This window comes from Moorena sp. SIO3E8, assembly GCF_010692445.1.
Classification (GTDB): domain Bacteria; phylum Cyanobacteriota; class Cyanobacteriia; order Cyanobacteriales; family Coleofasciculaceae; genus Moorena; species Moorena bouillonii.
The window spans coordinates 1-15,130 of record NZ_JAAHHM010000021.1 but is presented as its reverse complement, the minus strand read 5'-3'; the positions used below and the strand labels follow the sequence as shown (position 1 = coordinate 15,130).

14 protein-coding genes are annotated in these 15,130 nt (G+C 43.1%); 11 read left to right on the top strand and 3 right to left on the bottom strand.

What is annotated here, in order from left to right; translation table 11 throughout:
* The first annotated feature begins 8 nt into the window (after positions 1-8).
* The 10 genes from F6K46_RS11520 (at position 9) to F6K46_RS11475 (ending at position 9,217) form a co-directional block, all read left to right on the top strand.
* Positions 9-1,658, top strand: coding sequence for an ABC transporter substrate-binding protein (locus F6K46_RS11520; RefSeq protein WP_293055882.1), 1,650 nt, complete (start codon positions 9-11; stop codon positions 1,656-1,658).
* Positions 1,659-1,721: 63 nt separating this feature from the next.
* Positions 1,722-2,558 carry a nitrate ABC transporter permease gene (gene ntrB / locus F6K46_RS11515; RefSeq protein WP_293055885.1) on the top strand — a complete coding sequence of 279 codons (837 nt, stop codon included), beginning with the start codon at positions 1,722-1,724 and terminating at the stop codon, positions 2,556-2,558.
* Positions 2,559-2,567: 9 nt separating this feature from the next.
* Positions 2,568-3,455 (top strand): ABC transporter ATP-binding protein, encoded by an 888-nt coding sequence (locus tag F6K46_RS11510; protein ID WP_293055888.1) that lies wholly within the window; start codon positions 2,568-2,570, stop codon positions 3,453-3,455.
* Positions 3,456-3,805: 350 nt separating this feature from the next.
* Complete coding sequence (gene cynS / locus F6K46_RS11505; protein ID WP_293055891.1) at positions 3,806-4,249, top strand: cyanase; 444 nt, start codon at positions 3,806-3,808, stop codon at positions 4,247-4,249.
* 192 nt (positions 4,250-4,441) lie between these two features.
* A complete protein-coding gene (locus F6K46_RS11500) occupies positions 4,442-5,500 on the top strand; it encodes a hypothetical protein (RefSeq protein WP_293055894.1) in 1,059 nt (352 codons plus the stop codon).
* A 5-nt stretch (positions 5,501-5,505) separates the two neighbouring features.
* Positions 5,506-5,763, top strand: a complete 258-nt coding sequence (locus tag F6K46_RS11495; RefSeq protein ID WP_293055897.1) for a hypothetical protein — start codon at positions 5,506-5,508, stop codon at positions 5,761-5,763.
* Positions 5,764-6,018: 255 nt separating this feature from the next.
* On the top strand, positions 6,019-6,990 hold the full coding sequence (locus tag F6K46_RS11490) for a GTP-binding protein (RefSeq protein ID WP_293055900.1): 972 nt from the start codon (positions 6,019-6,021) through the stop codon (positions 6,988-6,990).
* 196 nt (positions 6,991-7,186) lie between these two features.
* Positions 7,187-7,426, top strand: coding sequence for a hypothetical protein (locus F6K46_RS11485; RefSeq protein WP_293055902.1), 240 nt, complete (start codon positions 7,187-7,189; stop codon positions 7,424-7,426).
* On the top strand, positions 7,390-7,824 hold the full coding sequence (locus F6K46_RS11480; RefSeq protein ID WP_075905743.1) for a nuclear transport factor 2 family protein: 435 nt from the start codon (positions 7,390-7,392) through the stop codon (positions 7,822-7,824). Before F6K46_RS11485 ends, F6K46_RS11480 begins: the two co-directional genes overlap by 37 nt.
* A gap of 493 nt (positions 7,825-8,317) precedes the next feature.
* Complete coding sequence (locus F6K46_RS11475; RefSeq protein ID WP_293055904.1) at positions 8,318-9,217, top strand: Rpn family recombination-promoting nuclease/putative transposase; 900 nt, start codon at positions 8,318-8,320, stop codon at positions 9,215-9,217.
* A gap of 34 nt (positions 9,218-9,251) precedes the next feature.
* Here the strand turns inward: F6K46_RS11475 and F6K46_RS11470 are convergent, their stop codons facing one another.
* Positions 9,252-12,227 carry an AAA-like domain-containing protein gene (locus tag F6K46_RS11470; RefSeq protein ID WP_293055906.1) on the bottom strand — a complete coding sequence of 992 codons (2,976 nt, stop codon included), beginning with the start codon at positions 12,225-12,227 and terminating at the stop codon, positions 9,252-9,254.
* A gap of 89 nt (positions 12,228-12,316) precedes the next feature.
* On the opposite strand from F6K46_RS11470, the gene F6K46_RS11465 reads away from it, so the two are divergent.
* On the top strand, positions 12,317-12,463 hold the full coding sequence (locus F6K46_RS11465; RefSeq protein WP_293117031.1) for a hypothetical protein: 147 nt from the start codon (positions 12,317-12,319) through the stop codon (positions 12,461-12,463).
* Here the strand turns inward: F6K46_RS11465 and F6K46_RS11460 are convergent.
* Both F6K46_RS11460 and F6K46_RS11455 read right to left on the bottom strand, forming a co-directional pair.
* A complete protein-coding gene (locus F6K46_RS11460) occupies positions 12,424-13,764 on the bottom strand; it encodes an AAA-like domain-containing protein (RefSeq protein WP_293055908.1) in 1,341 nt (446 codons plus the stop codon). The genes F6K46_RS11465 and F6K46_RS11460 overlap by 40 nt on opposite strands.
* Positions 13,765-14,409: 645 nt before the next feature.
* The gene (locus F6K46_RS11455; RefSeq protein ID WP_293055910.1) at positions 14,410-14,643 is read right to left on the bottom strand and encodes a hypothetical protein; all 234 of its coding nucleotides are present in this window, start codon (positions 14,641-14,643) and stop codon (positions 14,410-14,412) included.
* Between the last annotated feature and the right edge of the window lie 487 nt (positions 14,644-15,130).

Here is a 15,130-nt window from a genome sequence, read left to right as displayed (position 1 = left end):
ATGTAGTTATGGTAATTTCATCAGTTACAAAGGCAACGGGAAAATGGGGTGACCTCGATTCCCAAAGAGGTAATCTGAGTGAATTAGATCTATGGTGTATGATTTGTGGTGGCTTCCACATGACTGCTGAACACTGGAAATTTATGGCAGAAGATATGCCTAAAGATCCAGTGGATATGATCGAAGACCTCACAAAAATGGGAGTTTATAAACCTGATACGTTTAAGATAGCAGATGCCGTTAATGCTGCTGATATTAGAAAGGCACTGCTACTAAAAGTCGCTGGTAAAGGTGACCCGAAGAGGGAGCAATTAGTCCTAGAGCTAGCTAAACAAGCTGGTGGTATCGAAAATGCTTTTGCCGCTGCCTTTGGTCCTAAAGCTGGAGAATTTTTCGGGGATGTAAGGCATTACAATAGTTTCAGCCGCCGCCGCTTCTTGAAAAATTTAGCAGTAGGTGCTGCATTAGTTACCCTAGCCAACTGTACCTCTAAACAGCAAACTCAGGATTTGAAGACAGGGGAGAATCAACCACCACCAAATGTAGACAGTCTGGAAAAAACAGACCTGAAAATTGGGTTTATCCCCATCACATGTGCCACTCCAATTATTATGTCTGAACCTTTAGGGTTCTACTCCAAGTATGGTTTTAATGCCAAAGTAGTAAAAATGCCTAGCTGGGGTGCGGTTAGGGATTCTGCGATCGCAGGAGAACTGGATGCTTATCATATGCTAGCCCCGATGCCTATTGCCATGACGTTGGGTTTAGGTTCCGCCACCTTTGGAGTTAAACTAGCCAGCATCGAGAACATTAATGGTCAAGCCATTACTGTAGCTAACAAATACAAAGGTAAAATTAACGGTCCCGCCGATTTCAAAGGCTTCACTATCGGTGTACCTTTTCCTTACTCCATGCACAACCTCTTAATGCGTTACTACTTGGCCACTGGCGGAGTTGATCCCGATAAAGATGTAAAAATTCGCCCTGTTCCTCCACCAGATAGTATTGCTCAGTTGGTTGCAGGGGACATTGATGCTTACTTGATGCCCGATCCCTTTAACCAAAGGGCTGTCTATGAAGACGCTGGATTTATCCACAAGCTTACCAAGGAGTTATGGGAAGGACACCCCTGTTGTGCCTTTGCTGCAAGCGATGCTTGGATTGAGGAAAACCCTAACACTTTCCGCTCCCTCAACAAAGCAATTATCGAAGCTGCAGGTTATGCCCGTAACCCAGCCAATCGTCCAGAAATTGCCAAAGCCATCTCCGAAAGAGCCTTTTTGAACCAGCCGGTGGAAGTGGTGGAAGCTGTACTAACGGGTAACTTTGAAGATGGTCAAGGTAACACCAAAGCTGTACCAGACAGAATTGATTTTGATCCCTATCCTTGGCAGAGCTTTGCCAATTGGATTTCTTCTCAGTTAGTGCGTTGGGATTTGCAAGGAGATGGAAAAGTTAAATCAGCTATCACCTCGGCAAATTATGATGAAGTGGGTAAAGAAATTTTCCTCACAGATTTAGCTAGGGAATTGGCTCAGGAAGTGGGACAAACTCCACCTACAGAAATTTACCGTACAGAAACCTTGGAATTTGACACCTTTGATCCAGCTAAACCCCAAGAGTATGTGGATGAACAAATTAAAAAATACGGTTTCTAGAGGATAACTAAATTACCTGAAGTCTACCTCACCAAGCTCTTTGCAGATAAAAGCAATTACAACATGACATCAATACCCAAAAACGTAACTCACAAAAAACAACAACTCACAATCTTTGAAAATGAAAACTTCAGAGCTCTGTTGCTATTTATCCTTTCCCTAGGCATATTTTTACTGTTTTGGGAATTAGGAGCAAAGATGAAGATTTTTGCTAAGGGTATGCCCACGGCTTCCCTAACCATTAAGGAATTATGGTATTGGGTAACCCATCCATTTTATGACAATGGACCTAATGATTTGGGTATTGGTTGGAATTTGTTAATTAGCCTGCGGAGAGTAGCGATTGGCTACACGTTAGCGTCAATCATTGCTGTGCCTTTGGGAATATTGGTAGGTATTTCCAAAATTGCCTTTAAAGCCTTTAACCCCTACTTCCAGCTTCTTAAACCGGTTTCTCCCCTGGCTTGGTTACCTCTGGGGCTTTATATATTCCGGAACTCAGAGATGACAGGGATTTTCATTATTACCATTGCTAGTATTTGGCCAACCCTAACCAACACAGCGTTTGGTGTGGCCAATGTTAACCCAGATTACCTTGATGTTTCTAAAATTCTGGGCGCTTCTAAATGGCGCACGATTTTTAAGGTGATTATTCCCGCTGCCCTACCTAACATCATATCTGGTTTGAGAATTAGTATGGGGATTTCTTGGTTGGTGATTGTGGCAGCAGAAATGCTATTGGGTACGGGTTTAGGTTACTTCATTTGGAATGAGTGGAATAACCTTTACATACCCAATATTCTGGTGGCAATTTTTATTATTGGGATTGTGGGCATTGTCCTTGATCAAATATTTGCCTATTTTGAAAAACTGGTTTCTTTCGGTAAAAACTCCTCATGAATAATTATTATGAGTACTTCTTTTTCTTCCAAGGGCCGTAAGGTCATTATAGACGACAATGACAGTGACGCTCAAATTTCATTACGTCATATTTCAAAAACTTTCTTTGGTAAACATGGTTGGTTTGATAAAATTACTGGCCAATCTTCTGCGGACTTTGTCGCTATCGAAGATATCAATTTAGATATTGAGCACAACACGTTTGTGTCGATTATTGGCCCGTCTGGTTGTGGTAAGTCTACCTTGCTGAATATTATCGCGGGTTTGAGTTCCGCTACCAGTGGCGAAGTGATTATCAATGGGCAACTTGTGACTCAACCAGGACCTGACCGGGGTATGGTTTTTCAAAACTATGCCCTTATGCCTTGGATGACTGTGGAAGGTAATATTAGGTTTGCGGTGGAAACTGTCTATCCTAAAATTTCTGCGAGGGAGCAAAAACGGGTTATTAAGGAAAATATCCAACTAGTGGGTTTAACCGGAGCAGAGAACAAACATCCTCACGAACTATCTGGGGGTATGCGACAACGAGTAGGTATTGCGAGAGCTTTAGCTATTAATCCCCAAATTTTGTTAATGGATGAACCTTTTGGTGCGTTAGATGCTCTGACTAGGGGCTTTTTACAGGATGAAATCGAGCGCATTTGGGAGCAGCAGCGTAAAACTGCCATTATGATTACCCATAGCATTGATGAAGCCCTGTTGTTATCCGACCGGATTGTGATGATGACCAAAGGCCCTGCGGCGCGGATTGATGAGGTGCTTGAAGTGCCTTTCCCCCGTCCACGCGATCGCACTACGGTTGAGCATCATCCTGCCTATATGGAACTGAAACAGGAAATGGAAAACCATCTATATCGGGAAACTAGAGCGGTAGAAGAAGCAAGAATTCACTAAAAATTCTTCTATTAGTGTAAAGTAAGCATTCGGGAGCATGTCAACTTTGTAATTAGGTACATAGATCCCCCCTAACCCCCCTTAAAAAAGGGGGGAATTAGATTGAAAAGTCCCCCTTATTAAGGGGGATTTAGGGGGATCTCAATCAGGGGTTAACAAAATTGACATGCACCCTAAGCATTCAGCCGTCAGCGGTCAGCCGTCAGCCTTTAGCCTTCAGCCTTTAGCCTTCAGCCGTAGCCCATAAACTGATAGCTGTTCGCGCACGCGTGTGCGTAGCACATAAGCTGAATGCTGAATGCTTACAGTGTAAAATACCAAAGATCGAAAATCAGGAGACATCAATTATTATGGCAATTGCAGAAATTACTAAACAGTTGTTAGCCGCAAAAAAAGAAAAAGGACTCACCTTTGAAGATTTGGAAAACGTTGTAGGTAGGGATGAAACTTGGGTTGCTTCTGTGATCTATCGTCAAGCTAGCGCAGATATGGAGGAAGCGACCAAACTAGTCACCGCTTTGGGTTTACCAGAATCCGTAGCTGAAGAATTAACCGTGCCACCTCTCAAGGGTTCCCTAGACCCTCAAATTCCCACCGATCCCCTAATTTACCGCTTTTACGAAATTATGCAAGTGTATGGTATGCCTATCAAAGCGGTGGTCCATGAGAAGTTTGGGGATGGGATTATGAGTGCTATTGATTTTTCCATAGAAGTAGAGAAAGTAGAAGACCCGAAAGGCGATCGCGTACAAATCATTATGTGTGGTAAATTCCTACCCTACAAAAAGTGGTAGCTTAGGATGATTAATGCTGTCGGGGTAAACGTAAATTATCCAGGTGCATTTCAATGCATGGTGTTTGACCCGGTGGTGCGTTACGGGCCGGGCTCTCTCAACCGATGTCAAGAGAGGGAAAATCAAGGGGAGCCCGCCCCTAACGCACCCTACGCTACTAATCTTAATGTGTAGTGCTATACCAGGGAATCAGTGTCAACTAAATCCAAAACCACGAACACACTAAAACAGTTAGATAAACGGCTATTGTCTGAGTACATCACAGCCTTAGTTTGGTCAAACCAAGGTAATTATCTAGCTATTGTTACTGCTGCAGGAGAACTGGCGTTATGGCAACAGGGTAATCTCGAAATTTTGACAGCCAGCCATGACTATTCCCTAGACTGTGTGGGCTTTTCCCAAGATGGCAATTATCTAGGGACTGCTGGACAGGAAGGCAAAGTTAGTATCTGGCAATTGGGGGTCAATTCCCCCAACTTTAAGCGAATTACAACCCTGGATCAGGGCAACGCTTGGATTGACTCCCTAGCTTGGCATCCCCAAAAAAATCTATTAGCTTTTGCCGTCAATCGCCAGGTTCAGGTTTGGGATGTTGACCTAGGGCAACTAATGGCAGAGTTAAACTTTGCAGACTCATCAGTTTTCAATATAGCTTGGCATCCCCAGGGTAAATTCCTTGCTGCTAGTGGCCATGGTAGTGTTAAAGTCTGGAACATTGAAAACTGGTCAGACCCACCAGAAACCCTTGAACTCCCTGGATCTAGTCTAGACTGTGCTTGGTCATCCCATGGTGACTATCTTGCTTCAGGCAATCTAGACCGCACTATTTCTGTACTTGACTGGGGTAATCGTTCCCACTGGTTAATCCAGGGATTTCCCGGCAAAGTCAGTAAAGTTGTTTGGTCCAATACTTCTGATCCAGTTTTAGCTTCGTCTTGTCAAGATGCGGTAATTGTGTGGGAGTTTAACAACGAAATCAACAACTGGCAAAATCGTGTGTTACAACATGACCAAGCCATACAATCCATCACGTTTGCCCCCAATTCATCCCTACTAACTTCCGCTAGTAATGATGGTGGTATTCAACTATGGTCAAAGGCTAAAAAGCTTACCAAAATACTTAGCGGAAAAATAAAATTTTCTTGTTTAGCTTGGAATCCTACTGGAGACTATTTAGCTGCCGGAGGGCAAAATGGTGAAGTAATAATTTTGCAAAATTCTATTTCCAGTTCCAGTCGGGGATTTGGTTAATAATAATGAATTTATTTCAAACCTCTAAGTCTAAAACTAATTCAGCTAAAATTAGGGAAATCAAAAACTGGGTTTATCAGCACTTGGCAATAGATCCGGAAATACCTATTTCTGTTAGTCAGCTACAATGTCATGAAGCAGATTGCCCTCCCTTAGAAACCGTGATTGCTATCATGACAACACCTCCGCAACAATACAAGATTCATCAATCCATAGAAGAAATTCAGGAACTAGACATCCAAAAACTGGCGTTGCTAAATTGAAGTATGAATGCGCGATCGTTTGGTTTTGGTCAAGCCCCCTAAATCCCCCGAGCGAGGGATTGCTCGCTTGGGGGGCTAGGGCGTGTTTTCAAAGTTTTCCGCAAGATTTAGATCCCCCCCAGCCCCCCGCGCGGAAGGGGGAGCCATTCTCAAAGTCCCCCTTTTTTAAGGGGGATTTAGGGGGATCTCCGAGGCAAGAAAACACGCCCTAGGGGGGCGAAAATTGCTGTAATTAACTCATTCATTATACTAGTCATGGTTGCAACTACTGTAAATAACGCTATTCCCGTCACTGTTTTAACTGGCTATTTAGGAGCCGGAAAAACTACCTTACTCAACCATATCTTGACCCACGAGCATGGAAAAAAGGTAGCGGTAATTGTTAATGAATTTGGGGAAGTTGGTATTGACAATAAGTTAGTTATCGATGCCGATGAAGAAATCTTTGAAATGAACAACGGTTGTATTTGCTGTACCGTGCGGGGAGATTTAATTAGAATCATTGGTAACTTGATGCGTAGACGGGATAAGTTTGATCATTTAGTGATTGAAACCACTGGGCTTGCTGATCCTGCCCCGGTAATTCAAACCTTTTTTGTGGATGAAGAGATTCAAACCCAGTTAGACCTTGATGCCGTGGTAACAGTAGTTGATGCTAAGCATATTTTAGAGCACTGGGATAGTGATGAAGCCCAGGAACAAATTGCTTTCGCTAATGTGATTTTGCTCAATAAGATTGATTTAGTAGACCCTGAACAACTAGAGGAGTTAGAGCAAAAAATCAAAGCCATGAATGGTTTAGTGAAAATTTATCGTACCCAAAACTCAGACATTGAAATGGATTCAGTGTTAGGAGTGCGGGCTTTTGACCTTAAACAAGCTCTAGACATTGACCCGGACTTGTTAGGAGAAGATGCTCATGAACATGATGAATCCGTTTTTTCCTTTGCCATTGTGGAACCAGGAGCAGTAGATTTGGAAAAATTAAACACCTGGCTAAGGGAATTATTACAGAGCCAAGGCCAAAATATTTTCAGAATGAAAGGTATTCTTAATGTCATGGGAGAAGATAATCGATTTGTTTTCCAGGGAGTACATATGATTTTTGAGGGTCGTCCCGACCGTGCTTGGAAACCACAAGAAACCAGAAAAAATGAGTTAGTCTTTATTGGTCGCAATCTTGATGAAAACGAATTTCGTCAAGATTTCCAAGCCTGTCTTGTTTAGAGTTTATTATAGCAATTATTATACTCATGAGGTGTAAATTGATCCCCCTAAATCCCCCTTAATAAGGGGGACTTTGAGATTGATCCCCCTAAATCCCCCTTAATAAGGGGGACTTTGAGATTGATCCCCCTAAATCCCCCTTAATAAGGGGGACTTTGAGATTGATCCCCCTAAATCCCCCTTAATAAGGGGGACTTTGAGGTTGATAATCGTACATCATAACTGCGATAAACGCTATCAGCTATCAGCGTTTTTCATAACTATCAGGTACACAGGATTGTTTTCCCTCTTACCTACTCCCTACTCCCTACTCCCTACTCCCTGTTCCCTGTTCCCTGTTCCCTGTTCCCTAAAAGCCTATAATTTGTACCTAACCAAATTTAAAACCGCTATCTATCTATGGAAACTAAACCACCCCTACCTCCTTTTACCTTAGAAAGTGCAACCGCTAAGGTTCAAGCTGCTGAAGATGCCTGGAATACCCGCAATCCCGAGAAAGTTGCTCTCGCTTATACCATTGATTCGGAATGGCGCAATCGTGCCGAATTTATTAGTGGTCGAGAAGAAATAATTGCGTTTCTGAAGCGCAAATGGGCAAAAGAATTAGATTATCGCCTGAGAAAACGACTGTGGAGTTTTATGGATAATCGCATCTCAGTTTGCTTTGAATACGAGTGGCATGATGATTCTGGGTTTTGGTATCGAGCTTATGGCAATGAAAATTGGGAATTTGCTGAAAATGGTTTAATGAAGAGACGGGAAGCTAGTATTAATGATGTACCGATTAAAGAGTCTGAAAGAAAATTTTTGTGGGAAAGGTCTGTGATTTCGTGACAGCCGTAGGGTGTGTTAGGGACGGGCTCGCACTGATTTTCCGCCTCGTAGTGTTGGGATAGCTCGTTCCGAAAATTGCTACAGGCTGGAAGCCTGTTCCACAAAGTGTTGGAACGCCCTTCCGAAAATTGCCACAGGCTGGAAGCCTGTTCCACGACTGATGCCCGTTACACCCACCGGTTCAAACAGCAAAGGTGAGATGCACCCCAATAGGCAATAGGGGCAACAGCTCCAGAGTTTTTTAGTAAAATCAAAGAGATGCACCCAATCCGGAAATAGGGAGATAGACGAAATAAAGGCGTTGCTGAATTAAGGAATGAATGCGCGATTATCTGGTTTTATTAAAGCCCCCTAAATCCCCCAACTTTGGGGGACTTTAAGAGTTTTCTTCCCCCCAGAATTGGGGGGCTAGGGGGGCGAAACCATACCCATAATCAGCAACGCCGAAATAAAAGCTAATAAAAATACCTTCTTATTGATCTGAATTTTTGATATGGTTTTCCCCTTGCCAGATAAATATATTGATCTGCTCACGGATTTCGGCTTTAAGCGCGTCTTTGGCACTGAGCCAAATAAGGCACTGTTGATTGATTTCTTAAATACTCTGTTGCCTCCCCACCATCAGATTCAGGATGTCACCATTAAGAATCCAGAGTTCCTGGGTAACACCTTAGTAGACAGAAGAGCAATTTTTGATATTTATTGCCAGAGCACAACCGGTGAACGCTTCATTGTGGAAATGCAAAAGGCAAAACAAACGTTCTTCAAAGACCGCAGTGTTTACTATGCCACTTTCCCCATCCAAGAACAGGCGCAACAGGGAAATTGGAATTATAAGCTAAGGGCAGTCTACACTGTCGGTATTCTGGATTTTTGTTTTGATGACCATAAGCATGATTCAGAACTGTTGCATGTGGTAGAGCTAAAAAATCAGCGGTGTGAAGTGTTCTACGATAAGTTGAAATTCATCTATGTGGAACTACCAAAATTTACTAAATCTGTTGATCAACTAGACACCCATTTTGATAAGTGGTTATTTTTATTGAGGCATCTCGCCAGCTGTAATGCTCCCCCTGAACCGTTGCAAGGGAATGTTTTTGCCCAGCTATTTGAGGTGGCCGAAATTGCCAATTTCTCCTCTGAGGAGCAAGCCCTGTACCAGGATAGTCTGAAGGTCTACCGGGATATGTACAGTGTTAATCAAACCTTGATTCAGGAAGGTCTTGAACAGGGTCTTGAACAAGGTAGACAAGAAGGTCTTGAACAAGGTAGACAAGAAGGTGAACAAGCAGGTATACAAAAGGTTGTTAAACAGATGAAGGCAGCAGGGTTACCCCTGAAGGATATTGCTCAATATACTGGGTTGAGTGTGGATGACATTGATCAGTTGTGAACGAACCTATTGCCTATTGCCTCTTGCCTGTTCCCTATTCCCTATTCCCTGTTCCCTTTTCCCTTTGGCATACCCATAACTTCTCTTTATCTTCAGGATTCCTAACAAAGTAATCTTCCAGCAATTCACAGCCCCGACGCAGCAGCTCACCTAAACTTTCAACCTTCAAAATTCTGACAGTGCCGTCCAATGAAGCAGTGACAAGCCTCTGTCCATCCGGGCTGAATGCTAGACTATATACCCTGTGCTCATACCCGGTAAGTACGGCTAAGGGATTGCCCTGGTTGTCCCAAATTCTGGCAGTATTGTCATCTGAAGCAGTGGCCAGCCTCTTTCCATCCGGGCTGAAGGCTAGACTATATACTGATGCCTGATGGCCTGTGAGCAAGGCGATTTGATTGCCCTTGTTGTTCCAAATTCTGACAGTTTTGTCCTCTGAAGCAGTGGCCAGCCTCTTTCCATCCGAGCTGAAGGCTAGACTATATACTGATGCCTGATGGCCTGTGAGCAAGGCGATTTGATTGCCCTTTGTGTACCAAAGTCTGGCAGTTTTCTCCGATGAAGAAGCAGTGGCCAGCCTCTTTCCATCCGGGCTGAATGCTACACTATCTACCGGGTACTGATGCCCTCTGAGCACGGCTCTTTCCTTGCCCTGGTTGTCCCAAATTCTGGCAGTGCCGTCATCTGAAGCAGTGGCCAGCCTCTTTCCATCCGGGCTGAAGGCTACACTTGATACCCTGGACTGATGGCCTTTGAGCACGGCTCTTTCATTGCCCTGGTTGTCCCAAATTCTGGCAGTTTTGTCATCTGAAGCAGTGACCAGCTTCTGTCCATTCAGGCTGAAGGCTACACTTGATACCCTGGACTGATGGCCTTTGAGCACGGCTCTTTCATTGCCCTTTTTGTCCCAAATTCTGGCAGTGTTGTCATCTGAAGCAGTGGCCAGCCTCTCTCCATCCGGGCTGAATGCTACACTCGTTACCTCGTCCTGATGCCCTTTGAGCACGGCTAATTGATTGCCCTTTTTGTCCCAAATTCTGGCAGTTTTGTCCAATGAAGCCGTGGCCAGCGTCTTTCCATCCGGGCTGAATGCTACACTCGTTACCTCGTCCTGATGCCCTTTGAGCTTGGCTAGTTCATTTCCTTGTAAGTCCCAAACTTTAGCAGTCGGATCCCATGAAACAGTGGCAATCTTTTCTCCAGAAGGACTAAATTCTACACTAGTTTCCTTGTCCTGATGCCCTTTGGGCATAGCCCGTTCTCGGAATTTACTAATACTCTGATTGAGGGCATATATAGGAGCAGTACCAGGATATTGATCCAGGGGGCGACTATCTTTTACTATGTTAAATAGCTTTTGCCCAGTCTCCATTGCCTGGTACAAAAGCGTTTCCACTTCTGTACTGGTGTCGTAGTAAACATTATTATCCGTTAACTGTCGTAAAATATAATTCCCTTGCTGTTCTAATTGCGTGCCTGTTTTGGCTTCCTGTATTTTTTCTCTAGCTTTGATACCAGTCACCATAGCAAAAGTTGCTGCAACTAAGGACAAACCCATTACAATTCCCCCTATGCGTATGGTTCGCTTAGCTTTCTCTTGAGCCTTGGCTAATATTTCACTAGCCTCTTTCTGAGCCGCCAAAGCCTTTTGGACTTCTCGCTTATCTAAAACCTGACTAGCTCTTAAGAACTGGGAATCCAAATCGCTTAAGGCTTTTCCCCTAGACCATTGTTCCGCCTGCTCTAATGCTCCCCCCCGTAACAGTCGAGAGTCATCGTTACACCCAGAATCAACCCAAGCCGTAAAAGCCTCAGAGTAGGGGCGCAGTCTGGCCAATTCTTTCTTGACCCAATCGGAATTGAAAACCCCCCCATAAATCCGGTTGTTAACTTCCAAACAACCATCACGCTGAACCACCAGCCCCGATAACCTTAATTCCGTCTGTTCTTCACTCCCATCAGCAGCTAGACTACCGTGATCCAACACTTGCTGATACAAACCCAAAAGCATACCAGCCCGTTGCTCATTTCTGAGGATGCGATCGCGTATGGTCTTCAAATGCTCCTGTTCATCCTGGGCTTCCCAATTTGCTATAATCTTGCTACGCACCACCTGTGCCACGGAAAGACTATTGCCCGATGCCCAGGTCTCGACCACCAAACGACACAACCGCTGGGTAAGAAACGGTTGTCCTCCCGTCCAGTTTACTATCTCACCTAACACCTGTTCAGGATTATTAACTTTACTTACCAAACCGGGAAGCAAAGGCTGTTTGGCTTCCTGAAAAGTAAACCCAGTCAAGCGAATATCCCGACCATTATTAAACGGGGTGCGTTGTTTATCCTGAATTAAATCTGCGGGAGTTGCCACCCCCAGCAAACAAAACCTTAGACGATTGTAGGCTGGATTTTCGGCTCTTTGATTGTAACACGCCCTAATTAATGCAAAAAAATCATCTTTAAATTTAACTTTAATTATACTATCAATTTCATCGATAAAAATAACAATCGGTTGACTTAATTCGTCTAGGATAACCGACTCAATAAACTCATCTAACCACTGCACTGGGGAGAATCTATCACGCTCTTTTAACCATGGAATTATCTTGATTTTTCCCTTCAATTTAAAACTCTTAGCAAGACTTCTAATCAAACTGCCATACCACTGCTGTGACGTTACTTCATTGCCAATCCTGGTAACATCAATAGAGGCACAAGCGACTCCCGCCTTTGTTAGCTTTTCCATGGTTCGTACCCGCAAACTGGACTTACCCATCTGTCGGGAATTGAGCACATAACAAAACTCCCCAGCCATCAATGCCTGAAAAAGCTCGTGATCCGCTTGTCGCTTCACATAAGTGGGTTCATCGTAAGCTAAACTACCCCCTACTTTGTAGACTGTTGAGTGTTGATTGGTCATTACAGCGGTTTGCAATTCGGTGAGGTACAAATTTCTGGGTTTTAGGGAGCAGGGAGTAGGGAGTAGGGAGCAGTGATAAGAGTGTACCAAGTGTGGGAAGTCTGGGAAGTCTGGGAAGTCTGGCGAGATAGGATAGAGAACAAGTAGTTTTCAATAATTAGGTATAGTTAAAGATAGTTTTGCTCATTGTTATCGTACTTATTGCTATGTTGATAATAATGATATTACCCCTACTCCCTACTCCCTACTCCCTACTCCCTACTCCCTACTCCCTGCTCCCTACTCCCTACTCCCTATTCCCTAAAATGCGATCGCTAAAATACTGACGATACAAATTAGATATCAAACTACAATCATTGCCATGGCGCTGCACCAATCCCATACTTTCCAACTTGCGAGTGATAGTAGCATCCAGGCGCACTGGGTTGGTTGTACTAAGTAATAGTTTAATCGCTTCCAGCAATTTGGGATGCTTTTGAATACTAGTTAACAGTAAGTACAGATGACTGCCATAAATTCCGGCTTCTGTGGGGGCATTAGCCAAAATGGTATCGAGGGTTTTCTCGGCTGGTTGGTGATTCTTGAGATAATCAAATGCTTGGGATAATAAATAAGGATGTCCCCCCACCATTGCCATCAGTTTCGTTACTGAATCCACAGATAACGTCAACCCATAACTGTCGGTAAAGCTCTTAACCTGCTGATCACTAAACTCTAGTAATTCTATAGGTAATCCCACATTAAACGGCGACTTATTGATATCTAAACTAATAGAAAATTCCGTGGCATGACCTACCACCAACCGCAGTTTTTTCCAACTATCGTCAAACTTGCCCGTCTCATGCCAACTACGGAGCAACGGCACAAACCCTTCAGCAATGTCTTGATGCTGAAACACTCGATCAAGGTCATCCAAGCACAACACCAACGGAGTTTCTAAAGACTCTAACAAATACTCTTCAAAGTAGGTGGTACAGTTGTCTAAACTTGTCAAAAAACTATCATCCCAATAGGTTTCAAATTGATTGGGAAATTTGAGTTTTTGACAAATTTGCCAACAAAAGGACTTTAAAAATGTATCTAAGTTAGTGAAAGGGAGCTGATTCATGTTTAAATAAACCTTTCCATAACCCTGTTTTTCGCCATGGGCGATAATATTCTGAATCAATAAGGTTTTGCCCATCCGTTGTGGTGCTTTAATCCGAATTAACGCTCCCGGCTTAACAATTTCCTGATAACAACGAGCTTCAATGGGTGGGCGCTCAATATAAATCTCTTGATCAGCTTTAGATTGATCAAGAGATTGATCAATAAATTTATATTTATCAGCTTTAGAACGATAGGATGACAACTCGTACTCTTTTAATACTTGGTCAGCCACTAACTCAGGCTTATAGGTATTAACGATTTCAACTAATTCACAACGACACTTAAACCCCTTAGCTTCAATATCAAAGTCTTTATAGATTTTAGAAATATGGTTTCTTACAGTAGATACATCATAGACACGTAAAACCTTTTCTTTGATTGCTTCATCTGTTTTGCCACCAACCACAGCCTCCAACACTTGTCGCCTTTTCCAGGGCATGGTCTTTAATTTTTGCTCGAAGGCTTCTTTACTAATCATAGTCGATCCCTGATTTTACCGTAGATAGTCCTATAGTTATTTTAAAGTATTGTTGATGATTTCATCAAGATAGAAACAATAATGTCACGATTTTTTTTTTTAGCAGTTAAAAAATAATCACAAAGATAGTTTTGAGCTTCACTAATGTGAAGAGGTGAAGTGCCGTGAACTAACGTGAAGTTTTTTCGTAAGCATTCAGCGATCAGCGATCAGCCATCAGTTATCAGCTATCAGTTATCAGTTATCAGCTATCAGCCATTCGCGTAGCGTGGCCAACGGCCAAGACCAAGGGCTGACCGCTGACGGCTGACTGCTGACTGCTTACCAATAAAAAAAATCGGTCAAGTTTTGGTTAACCAATGCTTGACCGAATTCTATTGTGTAAGCCATTACAAGTACTGCTGAGCTGATCAGTTATCAGTTAATGCGCTACGCGCACGCTACGCGAACAGCGTATCAGCTATCAGCTATCAGCCATTCGCGTAGCGTGGCCAAAGGCCAAGGCTGAAGGCTGATCACTGACCACTGACCACTTACCTCAGCAACTGATCCAAAACAACAACATCCTAACTCAGTAAACTAACCTCCACAAAACAAGTTTCACTCATGGTCGCCAGGGCGGCAAAACCCTGGCAAATTACTATCCTAGTCTACGTAAAAATAGCGAATCAAGCTGGTCATAATCTCATCAGGCTTCCCGGTAGGCTCGGGAGTGCTCCACTCGTTGGGATAGGCGTATTTAAGGCCATAAAGGGCAATAATTGTCTTCCAAACTTTTTCAGGAGAACCGATCAAGATCAGCTTGACTTTCTTAGGTTTGCGACCAGGGTTTTCTGGGGTGTTCTTGTCATCGGAGTTAGGCGGAATGTTCTTGGTCATGAATCGTGATTCCTCTAAATGGCTTATAATATTAATATATTAATTTATTAACCAAATGTCAAGGAATTTAGAAATTTTTTTTATTACGAAATATGGATAATGTGGAGAGTAAAATAAATCCTATGGCAGTGCTTGATAGCAATTTTAAAGCTTGTAGTAAATTAAATCGGCACTGCCCACCAACAGAAAATCCATTGTAAAATAGAGTAAAATAAATCCTATGGCAGTGCTTGATAGCAATTTTAAAGCTTGTAGTAAGTTAAAATGAATCCTAGGGTGGGCAGTGCTTCCTATAAAGTTTTAAGCTTGTAGTAGATTAAATCGGCACTGCCCACCAACAGAAAATTAATTGTAAAATAGCAGGGCTATTTCATTCTAAAAATGCGCTTGAGTGTGTCTAGTCCAAATTGGCAGTATCGCTGTGCTTGAGCCATATTGGAGAAGCCATTGGAGCGATAGATATTCAGCGCAAAATTACGAGCAACTG

Coding starts and splice junctions, on each gene's coding strand:
- F6K46_RS11520 (WP_293055882.1), top strand. CDS start 9: ATGGTAATTTCATCAGTTACAAAGGCAACGGGAAAATGGGGTGACCTC.
- ntrB (WP_293055885.1), top strand. CDS start 1,722: ATGACATCAATACCCAAAAACGTAACTCACAAAAAACAACAACTCACA.
- F6K46_RS11510 (WP_293055888.1), top strand. CDS start 2,568: ATGAGTACTTCTTTTTCTTCCAAGGGCCGTAAGGTCATTATAGACGAC.
- cynS (WP_293055891.1), top strand. CDS start 3,806: ATGGCAATTGCAGAAATTACTAAACAGTTGTTAGCCGCAAAAAAAGAA.
- F6K46_RS11495 (WP_293055897.1), top strand. CDS start 5,506: ATGAATTTATTTCAAACCTCTAAGTCTAAAACTAATTCAGCTAAAATT.
- F6K46_RS11490 (WP_293055900.1), top strand. CDS start 6,019: ATGGTTGCAACTACTGTAAATAACGCTATTCCCGTCACTGTTTTAACT.
- F6K46_RS11480 (WP_075905743.1), top strand. CDS start 7,390: ATGGAAACTAAACCACCCCTACCTCCTTTTACCTTAGAAAGTGCAACC.
- F6K46_RS11475 (WP_293055904.1), top strand. CDS start 8,318: ATGGTTTTCCCCTTGCCAGATAAATATATTGATCTGCTCACGGATTTC.
- F6K46_RS11460 (WP_293055908.1), bottom strand. CDS start 13,764: ATGATTAGTAAAGAAGCCTTCGAGCAAAAATTAAAGACCATGCCCTGG.
- F6K46_RS11455 (WP_293055910.1), bottom strand. CDS start 14,643: ATGACCAAGAACATTCCGCCTAACTCCGATGACAAGAACACCCCAGAA.